Below are 17,684 nucleotides of genomic sequence, written 5' to 3' on the forward strand. Positions count from 1 at the left end.
GTTTAATCCGTGAGATCCGACTTCAGCAGCAGACGTTGAATCAGCACCGCTACTTCTGCACGGGTAACATTAGCCTTGGCCTCCAGCATGCTGTCACCGCGGCCGGTAATCAGGCCCGCCTTAACCGCGAGTGCCAGGCTCTCCTTCGCCCAGCCTCCTACAATACCGCCATCCTTGAAGCCTGCAAGCACACTTGCCGGATCAACAGTATCAGTACGATCCGCAAGCCCTGTGAGCTTCATTGCTTTAGCAATGATGTTCATGGCCTGCTCACGTGTAATCAGGGCATCCGGCCGGAATAAGCCGTCTTCGAAGCCAGTGATCAGACCATACGCTGCCGCTGTTTCTACTGCCCCTGCATACCAGGCACTTGCCGGAACATCCGCAAACGACGCGAGCCCGTCCTCAAGCTTCAGTCCCAGACCGCGTACGATAATCGCTGCAAATTCTGCCCGGGTAATATCTGCATTAGGGTTAAATGTACTTTCGTTTACCCCATTAATCACCATACGTGAGCCCATATCATTCACTGCGTCTTTCGCCCAGTGCTTCTCTACATCCGCAAAGCTCAGCGGGTGCCAGACTACAGAATAAGAACTGTTCGTCAGACTATTAATCTCAGCGAAATATTGTCCGTTCTCCCGGATCACTCGGGTCGGTACATGCCGCACCGTTCCGTTCGGATCTACGACAATTCCCGTGGTAATCCGGCTGAGGTCAATGCCTTCCGGAAGAGCAACCTTACGTTTCACATAAACATTGAACCGGCTGATCTCCTGTGTGGAATTGCCATAGGTTCCTGTGACGGTGAAATCAAGTGACGGCGCCACAAGAGTGAAACCACCATTGCTCGCTGCTCCTGCTATTACCTGATTCATGGATGCTGAAGTCTCGCCAATGGTAATCCTCAGCTTAATATCCTCCAGCTTCACACCAGCGCCGAGTTGCTGAGCGAGTGCCCCGATGTTAATTTGCTTGGCTGGAATAACATAAGAAGCCTTGCTCGTCTGGAGGACCAGAGTTGCCGACAGGTTCTCCATATTCTGAATCATCTGGCCGCTCAGCTCGCCGACAATAATATTAGAATCCAGTGTCACTGGAATCGTAATTACTGCCCCGTTCCCTTCAGCATCCAGTCTCGCCTGAAGCTTCGCCGGATCAACAGCGATGATCGTTGTTTTTATGGCTCCGGAAGTTGTAGTCGTTGCTGTACCGGCATTCTCTTGTTTGCCGTTGACCAGAACGATTACATCCGTAACCACGCTTGTGTTGTTGGTTGCAGTTCCAGTATTCGGATTACTGCCCACGCTTCCTGTATTGCCTCCTGCATTAGTGTCTGGAATTACAGTCTCGGGGATGACTACCGCTACAGTTGCCCCGTACTTCACTACCTTCCCTGAAGCATCCACTTCTGCAATGCCAAGCTTGTCTCCGTTTGCTGCCGGCGCAAGTCCTCCACTCTCTATGAGCGTATAGCCGGTGAGGATATCCCCAACATTAGGAATAACAACAATATCTGCACCAAAATTCTTAAAGACAAGCTTATGACCTTCCGCAGGCAGCGGTGTAACGGTGATCTGCGTCATGCCGTTGTTTACTGTGCCGCTTGGATCACTGGCGTTCACGGTTAACCCGCCTGCCTGAACAGGAGCATTAGTTGTAAAGATCAGCTCCGTTGCCGGTCCCGCCGGAACCGCACCGCTGGTTGCTACTCTTACTTTAACTGTGTGCTCTCCGCTCAGATCCGGCAGGTTGGTGCCGTCATAACGCACGTAGTTTCCTTCATCGACCGCAAATTCCATACTCGTGTCCAAACCGATAATCGTATTGCCCTGATCATCGGCTGTGACTTCAGGTGCAGCGGGAATAACCGCATCGGAATCATGAACAGTTACTAGAACAGCGACAGAAGCAAAGGTGGTTGATGTTGCTTTTTCCCGTACGTAGTACGTAGCAGGCGCCAAATGGGTGATGACCGTATCACTCACATCGGCCCAAATCCCCTCGCTGCCTTGTTTGTACTCCATCTGCAGGGTCAGATTCTGAAGTGTACCGTCATTAGCCTCTTTATATGTTACATCCGTTACTGTCACACCGATTGGTGCTCCCGGACGCGCCGGAATCATCACCGTCTGCACCGGGCTGTCTGTCGTCGCCACGCCGTTGCCCTTCTTCACGATGCTCAGTGAAGTCCCTAGCCAGCTGCTGGAGATGGCCAGCTTCCCGCTGCTGTCCGCCGTGACCGGGTTCCCGTTCACGGTATACGAACCGCTTGCGGTCAGGTCCGTCAGCTCTTCGGCAGCGTAGTCGATCACCGCCACCGGAGTCAGTTCCGGCGAGGCCGTGAACGCCGCTACCGTCACGCTTTGCGCTTCGGACGCAAACGCCGACGCTGTCGCCTTCAGGCGCACCGCATACGCATCCGGCGCAAGGCCGGTTACGGTCGCTCCGGTAATTGCCATCCAGGCACCACTGGCACCTTGCTTGTATTCCATGGTAGCCGCCACATTGGTCAGCGTACCGTTATCCGTATTCGGCAACGTCTGGTCCGTCTTGCCGACTCCTGTCGGCGCTGCAGGACGCAATGGAATCGCCAGCGTCTGCGCCGGACTGTCTGTCGTAAGCGAGCCGTCTCCCTTCTTCACGATGCTCAGTGAAGTCCCCAGCCAGCTGCTGGAGATAGCCAGCTTCCCGCTGCCGTCTACCGTAACCGGGTTCCCGTTCACGGTATACGAACCGCTTGCGGTCAGGTCCGTCAGCCCCTCGGCGGCGTAGTCAATGACTGCTGCCGGAGTCAGTTCCGGCGAGGCCGTGAATGCCGCTACCGTCACGCTCTGCGCTTCGGATGCGAATGCCGACGCTGTCGCCTTCAGGCGCACCGCATACGTGTCCGGCGCAAGGCCCGTCACAGTGGTTCCGGTGATCGCCGTCCAGGCACCGCTGGCACCTTGCTTGTATTCCATAGTAGCCGCCACATTGGTCAGCGTACCGTTGTCCGTATCCGGCAACGTCTGGTCCGTCTTGCCGACTCCTGTCGGCGCTCCCGGACGCGCCGGAATCACCAGCGTCTGTGCCGGACTATCTGTCGTAAGCGAGCCATCCCCCTTCTTCACGATGCTCAGTGAAGTCCCCAGCCAGCTGCTGGAGATGGCCAGCTTCCCGCTGCTGTCCGCCGTGACTGGGTTCCCGTTCACGGTATACGAACCGCTTGCGGTCAGGTCCGTCAGCTCTTCGGCAGCGTAGTCGATCACCGCCACCGGAGTCAGTTCCGGCGAAGCCGTGAATGCCGCTACCGTCACGCTCTGCGCTTCGGACGCGAACGCAGAGGCTGTTGCCTTCAGGCGCACATCATACGTATCCGGCGCAAGGCCGGTTACGGTCGCTCCGGTAATTGCCATCCAGGCACCACTGGCACCTTGCTTGTATTCCATGGTAGCCGCCACATTAGTGAGCGCACCGTTGTTCACACTCGGCAACGACTGGTCCGTCTTGCCTACCCCTGTCGGGGCCGCTGGACGAGCCGGAATTACCAGCGTCTGCGCCGGACTGTCTGTCGTAAGTGAGCCATCTCCCTTCTTCACTATGCTCAGTGAAGTCCCCAGCCAGCTGCTGGAGATGGCCAGCTTCCCGCTGCTGTCCGCCGTAACCGGGTTCCCGTTTACGGTATACGAAGCACCCCCGCTCAGACCTGTCAGCTCCTCAGCGGCGTAGTCAATCCCTGCTGCCGGAGTCTCCTCCACAGCGCCTCCATTTCCGAGTACAATGGTTGTATTGCCGTTACCGACAATATAGAATTTACCATTCTGGAAGATTACCTGGTTTAACCCGCCTCCGCTTACACCCAGAGCCTGCTCATCATACTTGGTCCAGGTCACAAGATCACTGGAAGTATACATCACATGATGTTCATTCGACTGTTCATCATACTCTATACCAACAGCAACATAATTCCCGTTGCCATAATCTATCGAATTCAGTACAGTCCAACCTGCATTTGCGTCAATTATATGCTCTGTCCAGACTGAGGAACCGCTTAAGGCTCCCGCTGTTTCCAGAACCCGCGGAGTACCGTCGTTACCGTCCGAATACGCAACAATATATTTCCCATTCGCATAAGTAACATCATAGATGGCATAAGAGTAGCTGACTAACGAATCAAGCGAATTCCAGGCCATTCCATTCGTAGAGGCCCAAATGCCGCCATCTCCAAAGGCCACATAAACTCCGTTCACATATTTCAGGTTATAAAATTCACCAATGTTTAGGGTGGTTCCTCCCGTCCACGAGCTTCCGTTGGCAGAAGTGAGGATTGAATTATTGTTGGTAATGGCAACAAAACCGCTGCTGCCATAGGCCAATCCCTTTACAGTAGTACCCGTTCCGGCCGGAAGGTCCGTGAGTGTCCAGGTTAGCCCGTCTGCCGACGTGCCAAACTTCTTCCCTGCAGCAACGAACAAGTTATTTCCATACGTAATAGCAGCCAAACCCAGCCCAGGCAGCAGACTGTCGGCCGGACTCTGTCCGATCCATCCGCCCGGCGAGGACGAGATGAACCCGTCCAGGCCTTCCCCGCCTAGACGAGGGTTAACGCTTCCGGCAACAGCCCATGTGCTGCCGTTACTGGCGATCTCCTGCAGGTTCCCGCCGAGTCTTTTCCAATTCATTCGATCTGAACTAACTATGAGACTCTGTGAAGAAAAGGTGATCAGAACCATACCGGTTCCGTTTGAGGCAGCCGCTCTGATTGTATGATTCGTTACATTATTAACGGCAGTCCACGATGCTCCGCTATTGGCAGAGCTATAGAGTGCCCCTGCTCCGCCATACCGGTACAGCAATGGTCCTGCCTGCGTACTCCCCAGCATCTTATCGTAGGCTGCATCTGCGGTAAACGTCATTCCATCTGTGCTGGAATAGCCTTCATTCCAGTTATGGGATGTATAGAGCTTGCCATTATACTCTGATAATGAGCCTAAAGAGAACGATTTGCCCAAGAATCGGACCGTCCAGTTTGTCCCGTCACTTGAATAGGCATACGAGCCAAACTGACTTCCAGTGATGATATATCTGCCGCTAAAGTAGGCGATATCTGACAAATAGAAGTTGACATTAGTAGTGGTTGAAGCCGGCAAGAAATACGGGACTGCAGTCCACTGGCTCCAGCTTTGTCCGTCTGCAGAAGTATATACTACACCCAAGTCCTGCATCTGGTTACTGCTGTTGACGTATCTTCCGCCAACAGCATAGAATGCCCCGTTAATATAGCGTACCTTTTGCAGTGTACTGGCGTTGATAGATGAGGATTTATCCGTCCAGGTTCCCCCTCCGTCAGTGGACACGATTAACACAGCTTTCCACCCGGGGTTTGTATATTCCACGCCTGAGACCACATAAGTTCCTGAATTGAAAGCTATACTCGTCCAGGAAGCTTTAGCATTAGCAGACGGCACATTCAGCTTGGTCCAGCTTAGCCCGTCTGCCGATTGAATAATTTTCCCGCCATCACCAACTGCGGTATACTGTCCGGCTGCATAGATGATGCTGTTAAAGCCTCCGTCCAGGTCATCTGTTACTGCCGACTCAATAGACAGACCACTAACCGGACCTGCCTGCACCCTGGCAATGTTTACACTCGGGAATAACAGCATGAATGCAAGAATTAAGACCAAAGATTTCTTCCAGAATAACCGTTCCTTCACACATATTCCTCCCTATTCTCTATTTACAAAGCTGTATAGCGTTTTATTTCTTAGCCGGTTTATGAGTAATTTAAAAATAACCTCCCGTGTGATATTTTTAATTGACACAGAACATTTCGACAAGAATTAACAAAAACCTTTAAATTCAGAACTATAAATCAAAAAATATTGCACAAAGCAAAAAACACCCTCGTCCCCTCGTAAAGAGAAGAAGAAGGTGTTTCTTTGTGCCACCAGAGAACGGCTCTAAAGCATGCATTTATGCATTCAGCCCGCCATATACTGGCTCCGGAACAGCAGATCATAGGTTTCATTCTTGTTGACCAGATTATCATGGGTATCGAAAGCGGCAACCCTGCCGTTCTTCAGCACCATGACCTTATCGCAGTCCAGAATGGTAGATAAGCGGTGGGCTATGGAGATCATGGTTTTCCCGGCGGACAGGCTCTTCAGCTCGGCAATAATGTCACTTTCATTCCCGCTGTCCAGTGCACTTGTGCTTTCGTCGAAAATAATAATGTCCCTGTCCTGCAAAAACGCACGGGCAATCGATAAACGCTGCTTCTGGCCTCCTGAGAGCTTCACACCTTTCTCACCGATGATCGTATCGAGCTTATCCGGCAAGGTCTCAATATAATTATAGATGCTCGCTCTGCGGCAGCATTCAATCAATTCCGCCTCTGTTGCCCCGGCCTTGGCCAGCAATAGGTTATCCCGGATCGTCATATTGAACATCACCGGCTCCTGCACCACGATACTGACCTTGTCCGCGATACTCTCACCGTTCACCGTACTAATATCAATACCGCCGATGCACACACTCCCGCCTTGCGGTTTGATCTGCCCTGTCAGCAGCTTCGCTAGAGTAGACTTCCCGCTGCCGCTCTCTCCGGCAATCGCCAGATGCTCGCCCTTACTCACGGAGAATGAAACACCATCCAGCGCAAAGGACTCATTCCCCTCATAGCTGAATTTCAGCTGCCGGGCCTCGATATCCGCTCCTGCAATTTCAAGATAAGGTCGCTTATCCGTTTCTATATCCAGTATCTCAACTACCTTCCCGATGTTCACCGAATCACTCTTATAATTAATGATAGAGTTGCTAATGCTCTCGATGTATCCGAAGAACTGCCCGTAGAAGCTGACAAACACAAGCAGCACGCCGACTTCCGAATACCCCTTAATGACAAACAGGCCGCCGATGAAATAGATGAACAGCTGGGTGATGAAATTCTTCGTGAAGAAGGAATAGGTGATTCCGAGATGCGTATAGAGCTGATTCAGAAACCATACATGCCTGATCCGCTTAAAATGTCCGTTTAATTCAGCATATTGTGCGTCTTCCAGGTTATTCGTTTTGATGTCCTTCCAGTTCTGAAAGCTCGCATGCAGGAAGGATTCATATTTGCTTTGCAGCTTCCATAGCTCTTCTCCGGTTCTCTTTGCTTTTCCGCCCAGAAAATTAACTGTAAACAAGGAGACCGGAACAAATACGAAGCTGAGCAGCGCGATCCGCCAGTCGTAGTACAGTAGAATTCCGGCCAGCGCAACCGCATACACGACAGAGTAGGTGAAATCCAAGATATGGACCGTGAACAATCTCCCGGCCACCGCAGCGTCATTCTCGATCCGGCTTTTGACGTCACCGATACTGTATGTGCTATAGGCATCCTGATCCTGGCTAATATACTTCTTCAGCAATCTATTCTTAATTCTTACGTCATATTTCAGGATTAAGCGGTTCGAGAATTTCTTGCCGGCTGCAATTCCGATAGTCGTCAGCTGGAACACAGCCAGATAACCGGCGACGACCGGCCCAAGCTCATTCAAGTTCTGATCCACGATTACACGGTTAACCAGGAACGAATACAGGAACAAAGGAATCAGCCCCAATATCAAGTTCCACAGCTTGAACAACCCAAGCACAAACAATGGCCTCCTAATCCCGCCGATGTCCCGGGTTAATGCTCTAAATGCCGCTAAGCGCGTCATACCGCTTCACCTCCTGCAAACTGCTCACTGAACAGGTCGATGTACGTCCGGTTGCTTCTTATCAGCACATCGTGAGTATCGTACCCTGCAACAACGCCATCCTGCAGAACCGCGATTTTATCACAGTCCCTGATGGTGGAGAAGCGGTGGGCGATGATCAGCAGCGTCCGGTCCCGTGCAAGCTCATTCATCACGGAGCGGATCAGTGCCTCATTCTTGCTGTCGAGGAAGGAGGTGGCTTCGTCAAAGATCAGAATCTTCGGATTCTTGATCAGGATTCTTGCAATTGCCAGACGCTGCTTCTGCCCGCCGGATAACTCCTGGGCGCCTGTCCCAAGCATGGTGTCCAGTCCCTCCGGGAATGTCCGGACCACCTCATGAAGTGCAGCCTTCTTAATCACATCCAGCAGTGCTTCATCATTATCCTTGTTGTTGCTAAAAGAAAGATTGTACCGCAGCGTGTTATCGTACAGGATGGTCTCCTGATGGACAATTCCCACCTGGCTCCGCAGGCTATTCAGGTTATACTCACTGACATTCACTCCGTCGATCAGCAGCTCACCTCTGTCAACGTTATAGAGGTTGTAGAGCAGGTTCCCCATTGTTGTTTTCCCCGCACCGCTCCTTCCGACAATGCCGATTGTACTTCCTGCATCCACGCAGAGATTGAAGCCGTTCAGAACAGCTCTCTCCCCTGTATATCCGAAGGTTACGTTGTTGAACTCAATCCTGCCCTCTTTGATCACGACGGGAGACTGATTCTCCCTGTAATCCTCCTCCTCTTCATTCAGAATATCCACGACCCGCTGCAGGGAGACGGATTGTCCCCAGACATCGGTAATTTTGCTGTTAATCGAGCTGAAGTAGGTTACAGCCATATTGAAATAGCTTATCGCGGCTACAAACACCCCAAGCTGCATCTGGCCGTTTACAATAAAGTAGGCACAGATGATAAATATCAGCAGCTGCGCGAGCAGCATAATGAATGCATTCACCCGCTCGGTCGTCACTTCGACTTTGCCGTTCCGGGCAGTCATTTGATTAATTGCTGTTGTTTTTCTTAAATAGGTGCTTCTAACTTTCCGGCCTGCGTTCAGAATCCGGACCTCCTGCAGATTCTTCACAATCTCAAATAAATAAGAGGAGAGCTTGCCCTGCTCCTCCCGAATCTCCTTGTTGATCTGCAGCGACCGTTTCTTGAAATATTTCGAAGCCGCAAATACGACAGGAACCAGAATAACTGTAAAAGCTCCCAGAAAGACATTGTAATAGAACATGAACCCGACCGCGAATACAATATGCAGCAGGTTGGAATAGCCCCAAAGTCCGCTCCAGAAAACAAGGTTCATAATATCAGCAGCATCGTGATTCATCCGGCTGATCATATCCCCGCTGTACATCCCGGAGAGATCCTTCCCCTTTTTATGTAATACCTTATTGAATAGGGCGCGCCGGATATCGAACACAAACCCTGTCATCATCTGCGAGGAGATGAGATTGTTCAGTGTTGCAACGATAAACTGGTTGAATACGAGGATACCCGCGTAAATCAGGCACAAATTCAGGAAGGCGCTCATGTCTTTATCATAGAAAGCAATATTAATAATGCGCCCGTTAAGAAACGGATAAAGCAGGTTGATCATTGTCATTAAAGTAGTAATAAACAGTCCGCATGCAAACACCCATTTGTGCATCAGCATAAACTTAGTGACCCATTGCCTCTTCGTCATCGACTCACCGCTTTCCATATATTAACATCTGCTAGTGTAGCACAAACGTTCGTATTCGGGGAGTGAGGATTTCCATTGTAGATTACACTTCAATAAGCTAGGGCTCACTCAGGCCAGCAAAGCGCGGGCTACCTGATCAACGATGCAGTTGATGCCTGTCGGCCCATAGCAGCCTATCCAGGTAGCCGCATCCACCGGGTATATATGCTGCCGCCCGTCTGTATCCAGCATTCCCCGGACGTTCCGCTCGGTCACGGATATCCCTTCCTGCATCATTTCGTTGCTAAGCAGGAAGTAGTGGTTGGCATGTACTGACGGCAGTCTGTCGACGGGAATATGATAAGCGGTGTCGGAGGTATCTGCCACAAATAGCGGAGCAGGCAGACCGAGATCCCGATACAGGACAGCACCTGTACGATGAGAAGCGGTATGCACCCGGACCAGGGACTCACGCGGGCGGATTAGAGCCACGCTCTTACCAGCCAGTACTGGAGCAAGTTCTTCTGACAGCAATGCTGTCCGGCGAAGGTAGTCGGCAATTATACGTTCAGCTTCCGCCCGCTTGCCCGTCAGTTCGCCGAGCAGGTTCAGAATCGTCTGCCAGCTCTCATTACGCTTGAACATAATCGTTGGCGCAATCCGGCTTAAGACTTCATAGTGCGGATCATGCACCTCGGTACAGATGATCAAATCCGGCTGCAGCCGTTCCACAGCCCGCAGATCCGGGTACTCATAGGTGCCGAGCATTTCGGTTTCCTTAAGACGTTCCCGGATATATTGGGGAAAGTTCAGTGCCGGATTGCCCAGTCCTACACTTCCTGCGGGGGACAGCTCAAGCGCCAGCAAATGATCGGCATATTGAATATCCATTACAGCAATCCGCCTTGGCGGAGCTGTAATGCTATATTCGCCCCTCATATGGCAGATTACGGCTCCCTCCAGTGATTCATATGAGTAAGCCGAATGGACCGGAGGGCCTGAGGAAGCAGAGAACACGCCTGTCTCCAAAGCTGCAGTACGCCGGTAGGTCTGGGGCGGGACTCCAGAGTGCTTCTTGAACGCCCTGCTGAAGTAATACATATCACGGTAGCCTGTTCTTTCAGCGATTTCACCGATCGGAGCATCCGTATGCAGCAGCATCCGCTGTGCGCTCTCCATCCGCAGCCGGATCACATATTCCATCGGGCCGAGTGATTTCTCCTGCTTGAACCGCCGCTGCAGCTGTCGCATACTGCAGCCGGCAAGTGCCGCCAGCTCCTTCAGCTCCAGCTCCTGACGATAATGCCCGGCAATATATGCAGCGACAACATCCACTATGTCCGGCTCTGCTCCTCCTTGACCAAGCTCATGCTCCATAATTAGCTCATACAGCATTCCCTGCAGCAGCGCATTGATATGGAAACGCTCCAGCCCCTCACCGCGGCTCCATTTAGCTCCGATCTTTTCGGCTGTCTGATATAGGCCGGCAGGCAGCCCGGGACGATGAACAAATGAAGTCCGCAGCGGGTGATTCCGCTGCGGGAACAGAACATGGGCAGCCCCCACGATCCGGGACACCTTGTAGCTAATGACTATATAATGAATATTTTCTGATCCGGCAGTCAAAGTCAGGGTTGATCCCTGGGCCGCATGGCAGGCAAAAAAGGCCTGGATCCGGCTGACTTCGCCGTTCATCACAAGCCTCCCTTCTCCTCCGCTCGCCAGCAGCAGCAGATTGGCTGCCAACCCCGTTTCGCTCATAATACCGCCAGGCGGCAGAGTACCGCTGCGCACGTCAAGCGTCTTCACCGTTGTCTCACTCCACAGACTTGCCTGCTCTTGCTGCCGCATCACTCTCAACTCCTGACAATAGCATTTCTTGTCATTTTAGTTGAGATTCATTCTCATTGTCAATTTTCGGACACTTTTGACAGTATTCCTCCGACATCCGGTAATAGAAACAACAGGTAATACGCCTATTCTTCGCGACGGGCATCCCCTCATAATACTCTGTGAACCTGGTTAACGGATTGCGCCTTGCACCGAATAATTCTCCGGGGGCCGTCCGGGTCAGGAACATGAAATCCGCATCCAGCCGCTGCCTTGCCCTGCTGTATTCTTCTGCCTGAGGAGAGTACAGCGGAGCGATACGTACCATAATATTCTCCCATAATACTGCTATAGGGACGGGGCCGGCTACAGCGAGCGTCTGCAGCAGCGGTGCAAGATGTTCCGCGAAAATCTCCTCCATAACCTCCTCCCGCCACATTTCTCTATCCGCCGGTGGTGCTGACGCCCGTAGCCCGTTCAGGGACAGGAATGGAAAATGTGTCCCCCCTGCAGCTGCAGGGGAGGCCGGATGATAGAGATAGCTGTTATCCAGGGAGATGGAAACTTTCCGGTTATAATAACTCATAGCTGTCATCAGCGGCGCAATCCAGAGATAACCGATCCGCTTCGCCAGCATAGAAGCCGCAACCTGCATATCCGGTGCGCCGATATACCCCTGAAGCCAGCTTACATATTCGCGGCATGCAGCCTCTTCCTTCAAGCTGCTCAGTGCAATTGTGCGGGCGCTATCTGCAGGCGGTTCACCAAGTCTGAGGCGGTACTCTTCCGTCATTTCCTTCCAGGACCGGGTCGTTAAGAAGTCATTCATTTTAATTCGATGCGAGCAGCGCTTCTGCAGCCTGATCTACAATAATATTCAGGGCAATAGGACCATAGTAAGCGATCCAGAGTGTTGAGTTCACATCATACACACGGTTGTTTTTGACCGGATCAATTGATTTCCAGACCGGGCTGTTCGCTAATACCGCAGCCTCTTTAGCAAACAGTTCATCCGACAGCAGGAAATAATGATCTGCTCCAATATCAGCAACGGTCTCCATAGATATTTCCACAGAGGTGTCGTCTGTAATCTCCTGAACGAATGCAGGTGCATTCAGCCCCAGATCCTCATACAGAATGCTTCCCGTCCGGTGATCGGGTCCGTGTACGCGAATCCCTTCGGGTCTTGGACGGATAAGCGATACCGTCTCGTCGCCAAGCTTCGCCGACAGCTGCTCCCGCAGACCGGCGATCTTATCCTCGTAAGCCTGACGGACCGCCTCTCCCTCAGTCTGCTTATCCATGATCTTGCCGATGACCGCCAGAGTATCCCGCCAATCCTCATAGAAGTCGAGCACTACTGTAGGTGCAATTTGACTGACACTCTCATACACCTCCTCTTGAAAGTCGGTCATCAATATAAGATCCGGATTAAGTGCTACAATTGCCTCAAGATTCGGCTCATCGCGTGTACCCAGGACCTGCACATCAGTCAGCCCGTCACCCAGATATTCCGGGAATGTCGCGCCTTTCGCTCCGGCAACAACGCTCCCTGCCGGGCGCTCGCCTATAGCCATTAGCTGATCGACGAATTTCACATCAAGTGCGGCAATAACCTTCGGTTTCTCAGTCAGCGTAATTTCGCCTTTCATATGTGTGATGGTGACCGGAAAAGCTGCAGCTGCCGTAGCCTCAGGCGATGCCTGGGCCTGCGATTCAGGTGCGGAGGACGACTCAGCTGCTGCGGACGGCTGTGCCGCATTACCATTGCTGCCTCCTCCAGTACCGCAAGCTGTCAGCACGAGTATCAATGCCAGCATCCATACCATTAATAGCCCTGATTTTCGGGCGGCATACCGCTTGAAACGGATAGCCTGTCTCTTTGTTGCTCTGTTCATGCTGACTCTCCCCTTATCTCTGATAATGATTTTCATTATCATATTTATTAAAGCGAGTATAATAGATTACCACACTCCGTTTCCATGTACTTTTGCGACAAGGCAGATGGATTAATGCGGCAGCAGCACTTGCCGGATATTATCGCGCTGTTAGAATTGCTGCCTCTACTCTAGTAGATCCGCCGGACGAAACAATGTGCTAAAAGCCCCGCCTCCCGTGCCATTTATAATTGATAGCCCTATTGTAATTTGCTAATATTAGAGCCTGATTAGAATTAACGAGACTAATAACTCATGATATTAAAGGAGTGGGCCCTATGCGCAGAAGAGCTATTCTGATCTGTCTGATCAGCTTGATTTGTTGCTCGCTCATTCCCCTTTCCATTGTTCTGAATAAAGATCACGGAACGCAGGGGATTCAGGCACACGGGGGTGTTATGGATCTTGCTTCGTGGAACCCTGAGAAGAATAAACGCATCAAGCTGGATGGAGAGTGGGAATTCTACTGGAACCGGCTATTGTTACCCGCTGATCTCAAGGCCGCGAATAAACCCCAGCCGTTTATTTGGATCAATGTCCCCTCTCCCTGGAACGGGAAGCTTGTCGAAGGAAAGCCCATCCCGGCCTTCGGCTCCGCCACGTACCGTATAGTCCTGAAGAATGCACCTGCAAACGGTGTTTATGCCATTAAGAAGACCAATATCCGTTTCTCCAGTGCCATATTTGTCAACGGGCATAAGCTGTTTGAAGATGGCAGGCCCGCAAGCAACCTCGCCGCTTATACGCCTGGAAATAAACCGCAGATCGGTTATTTTACAGTAGACGGGGATGTAGAGATTATCATTCAAGTCGCCAATTTCGATTATGTTAACGGCGGGATCCCGGTCTCGCTGTACTTTGGCGAGCAATCGGCGATGATGGAGCATCAGCAGAAAAGTGTAGCGCGGGAATTCAGCATGCTGGCGATCCTCAGTACGCTGGCTATGGTTTGCCTGATCTGCTATCTGGTCGCAGCCTTTTACCGCAAGCGGGACATCACCCTGCTGCTGTATTCCCTCATCTGCTTCCTGTATGCGCTATACCATGGCCTTGTCGGTGAACGGCCGCTGCTCTTGTTCATGCCCGGCGTTCCATTTGAAGTGATCTATAAATTTAAAGATGTCCTCTCCATCCTGTGCTTCATTCTGCTGACCTTCTTGTTCAACCAGATGTCACGCAGCCTGGTTGCCTTGAAGCAGGCGTGGCTGGTAACCGTGGTCCTTGGCGGTTTCGTCATGCTGTCAGTGATCCTGCCGATCCGTACGTACACAGAGTTCTCTACTTTTATCGGAGTCTGCTATGAAGCGCTTCTGGTTATCCTGCTTTGGCGGGCGGCCATGTTCCATATCCGCGGTACTGCGGCCAACGGACTGAAGTCACTGCTGCTGTTCCTGATTACACTTACCCTCAACCTTTATTCGGTAGATGCCCTTTTACTTGGCATGTCCATCAAAGAGGATCTTATCCTCGCCCAATTCTATATGGTGGTATTTAATCTGGTCGTTATTTTCCTGATCATTCTCTGGTTCTTTGAAGCTTACAATGCCATGGATAAAATGCACACCCGGCTGATCGATTTGGACAGGCTCAAGGATGATTTCCTCTCCACCACCTCCCATGAGCTCAAAACTCCGCTGAACGCCATCGTCAGCATTACGGATACGCTGCTTAAGGGTGCGGAAGGCCCGCTGACGGATAATCAGAACCGCAACCTGGCGATCGTGATGGGCAGCGGCAGAAGATTAACCCTGCTGGTGAATGAATTACTGGATTATTCCAAAATGAAGCACGGTGACTTAAAGCTCCACCCCAGCAGCGTAGATCTGCGGGCCGTTACCGATTCAGTGCTGCGTGTTCATTTATTCCTGCTTGGCGGCAAAGCGATCTCTTTCGAGAACCGGATTCCGGACGATTTCCCGCCTGTGCGGGCGGACAGCAACCGCCTGATTCAAATTCTGCACAACCTGCTCAGTAACGCCGTGCAATATTCGGATAGCGGAACAGTGAGCATCGAAGCTGAAGTTAGGCGCGGGTGGGCCACAATCAGTGTCCGCGACACCGGATGGGGGATTCCATATCATATGCTGGAGACGATCTTCGAGGATTTCGAGCAGGCGGTGCGTCCGGCAGATCAGCCTTCTGGCGGCACCGGCCTCGGACTCAGTATCACACGGAGACTGGTTGAGCTGCACGGGGGAACCATTTACGCAGATTCCAAATCCGGTCAAGGCTCTGTCATCCACTTCACCTTACCGCTTGCGGACCCTGGCGACAAAAGACGGTCAAGCACTGAGCATCCCTGGGAGAAAAGCCTTCCACAGGCAAGGGCCGGGTTACTCAATCCTGTATATCCTCAAGTCATTGCCGGTGATAGAGATGAGTGGATTCTGGTGGTAGATGACGATTATGCGAATCTTCAGGCAATGGCCAGTCTGCTTTCACTTGCGGGCTACTCCATCGTAGCCGTCCACCGCGGGCAGCTTGCTCTGGATGAACTCACCCGCAGAGCAGATTTTCTCCTGGTCATTCTGGATATTGCTATGCCGGATATGGCCGGATATGAGGTACTGGAGCGGATCAGAGGGCACTACTCCCCCTTCGAGCTGCCGGTGCTAATGCTGACGGCCCGTAACAAGACTTCGGAGATACAGCTGGCGATGGAGAGAGGCGCTAATGATTATGTGGAGAAGCCTTTTGAGGCTGAGGAGCTGCTCGCCCGCATTCAGAGCCTGATCCAATTGAAGGTGGCTGTAAAAGAAGCCCGGGAGAACGAGATTGCCTTTTTGCGTGCCCAGATCAATCCTCATTTCCTCTATAATGCGCTGAATGCCATCGCCGAATTATGTGTAGAGGAACCGCTTCAGGCCGAGAACCTGACGCTCCAGCTGTCGCATTATTTGCGGGCCAGCTTCGACTTCAAGCAGCTTGCTTCACTGACAACCCTGGAGAAGGAGCTGAAACTGGTTAAGGCTTATGTCTATATTGAACAAGCCCGCTTCGGTGACCGGCTTAAGGTAGACTATGATATCCAGGTTGATACCGCAGTTCTCATCCCTCCGCTGATGCTTCAGCCGCTGGTGGAGAATGCTATCCGGCACGGGCTGATGGCCGGTTACCGCCTTGGCCTTGTCAGGCTGTCGGCTATCCGGCTGGAGAATGGCGAGCTCCGGTTTGCCATTGAAGATAACGGGCAGGGAATCAGCCCTGAGTTACTAGAAGATTTGCAGAGGGCAGATATGGATAAAAAAGGAGTAGGGCTATGGAATATCAGACAGCGCTGCAAATTATTGTACGGCCGGGAGCTGCAGATTGAGAGCATCGTGGGAAAAGGCACCAGGGTATGGTTTGATCTTCCGGATCAGCCATCCGTGCATTAAGGAGGTTAACATATGCTGCGGGTGATTATTGTCGATGATGAAGCACTTTCACTGAAAAGGCTTAGCCGGATTTTGTCCGAGAGCGGAGAGGTCGTAATCTGCCAGACCTTCCAGAATCCGCTGGAGGCTTATGAATATGCGAGGAATAACCCTATTGACGTTGCTTTTCTGGATATCTCCATGCCGGAGATCAGCGGGATGAAGCTGTCGAAGCAGCTGCATCAGCTGTATGAAGCGATGGATATAGTCTTCGTTACCGGTTATGAGGAATATGCCATTCAGGCATTCGATATTAGCGCTACTGATTATCTTCTGAAGCCGGTTTCCGCCGAACGGGTAATGCAGGCTCTGCATAAAATCAGAAAACGGCCGATGCGGCGGGAGGTTGAGCCTCTGCTTGAGGTGCATATGTTCGGCGGCCTTAAGCTGACGCATCCCGGCCCGGAGAGGAAGTCTCTTAAGCTGAGAAGTCCCAAGACAGAAGAGCTGTTTGCATTTCTTCTGTACAAGCGCTCAGTCAGCCGTGACGAGATTATGGATACTCTGTGGAGCGGTTTTGAATCAGATAAGGCCAGCAACAACCTGAATAGCAATCTATATTATATCCGCAAGGCTATCGGTGATTACGGGCTTAAGGTATGCCTGCTGACAGACCGGAATGAGGTACAGATTGTGGAGAACTCCCTTTTCTGTGACCTGTATGCCTTTGAGCGCTTGCTGCGGGAGATCAGACTGAACCGGGATGGACGCAAGGAGCTGCTGAAACAGGCAGTAGCTTTGTATACCGGATCTTTCCTCAAGGGTAAAACCTACGAATGGGCCAGCACCAAGGCCCGCCGGTTAGAGCAGGATTACATGGAGCTGCTGGAGCTGGCGGCCCGGCTCTTTCTTGAGCAGCATCAGGTGGAGCAGGCGCTGCAGACATATGATGAAATTCTCCTGTTGGACGGCCTGCGCGAGGATATCACCGGGCAGGTCCTGCGGCTGCTGATCGACCTGGGAAGAACAAGCGAGGCGATCCGGCGCTACCGCAGGCTGGAGGAGGTTCTGCTGCAGGAGCTGGGTACCCGGCCAAGCAGGCCCATCCGTGAGCTGATGCACAGATTGAATGCTTGAGAGGCATACTGCAGGAACGACACT

Annotated in this window: 8 protein-coding genes; 2 read left to right on the forward strand and 6 right to left on the reverse strand. The window is 52.0% G+C overall.

Annotation, left to right across the window (positions count from 1 at the left end):
* Positions 1–2: 2 nt before the first annotated feature.
* From LOS79_RS21020 to LOS79_RS21045, 6 genes are all read right to left on the reverse strand, one after another.
* Complete coding sequence (locus tag LOS79_RS21020) at positions 3–5,699, reverse strand: S-layer homology domain-containing protein (RefSeq protein WP_315412061.1); 5,697 nt, start codon at positions 5,697–5,699, stop codon at positions 3–5.
* A 267-nt stretch (positions 5,700–5,966) separates the two neighbouring features.
* Complete coding sequence (locus LOS79_RS21025) at positions 5,967–7,691, reverse strand: ABC transporter ATP-binding protein (protein WP_315412063.1); 1,725 nt, start codon at positions 7,689–7,691, stop codon at positions 5,967–5,969.
* Entirely contained in the window at positions 7,688–9,439 is a 1,752-nt protein-coding gene (locus LOS79_RS21030; protein WP_315412066.1) for an ABC transporter ATP-binding protein, read from the reverse strand. The genes LOS79_RS21025 and LOS79_RS21030 overlap by 4 nt, the downstream gene beginning before the upstream one ends.
* Before the next feature lie 90 nt (positions 9,440–9,529).
* Positions 9,530–11,251: a helix-turn-helix domain-containing protein gene (locus LOS79_RS21035; protein WP_315412067.1), complete on the reverse strand. Its 1,722-nt coding sequence runs from the start codon at positions 11,249–11,251 to the stop codon at positions 9,530–9,532.
* 31 nt (positions 11,252–11,282) lie between these two features.
* Positions 11,283–12,059, reverse strand: coding sequence for an IucA/IucC family C-terminal-domain containing protein (locus tag LOS79_RS21040; RefSeq protein ID WP_315412069.1), 777 nt, complete (start codon positions 12,057–12,059; stop codon positions 11,283–11,285).
* A 1-nt stretch (position 12,060) separates the two neighbouring features.
* Positions 12,061–13,128: an ABC transporter substrate-binding protein gene (locus LOS79_RS21045; RefSeq protein ID WP_315412070.1), complete on the reverse strand. Its 1,068-nt coding sequence runs from the start codon at positions 13,126–13,128 to the stop codon at positions 12,061–12,063.
* 317 nt (positions 13,129–13,445) lie between these two features.
* Here LOS79_RS21045 and LOS79_RS21050 point away from each other — a divergent pair, with 317 nt between their 5' ends.
* On the forward strand, positions 13,446–16,544 hold the full coding sequence (locus tag LOS79_RS21050) for a sensor histidine kinase (protein WP_315412071.1): 3,099 nt from the start codon (positions 13,446–13,448) through the stop codon (positions 16,542–16,544).
* 12 nt (positions 16,545–16,556) lie between these two features.
* Entirely contained in the window at positions 16,557–17,660 is a 1,104-nt protein-coding gene (locus LOS79_RS21055; protein ID WP_315412072.1) for a response regulator, read from the forward strand.
* Positions 17,661–17,684: the final 24 nt, after the last annotated feature.

The organism is Paenibacillus sp. MMS20-IR301 (assembly GCF_032302195.1).
Taxonomy (GTDB): Bacteria; Bacillota; Bacilli; order Paenibacillales; family Paenibacillaceae; genus Paenibacillus_AQ.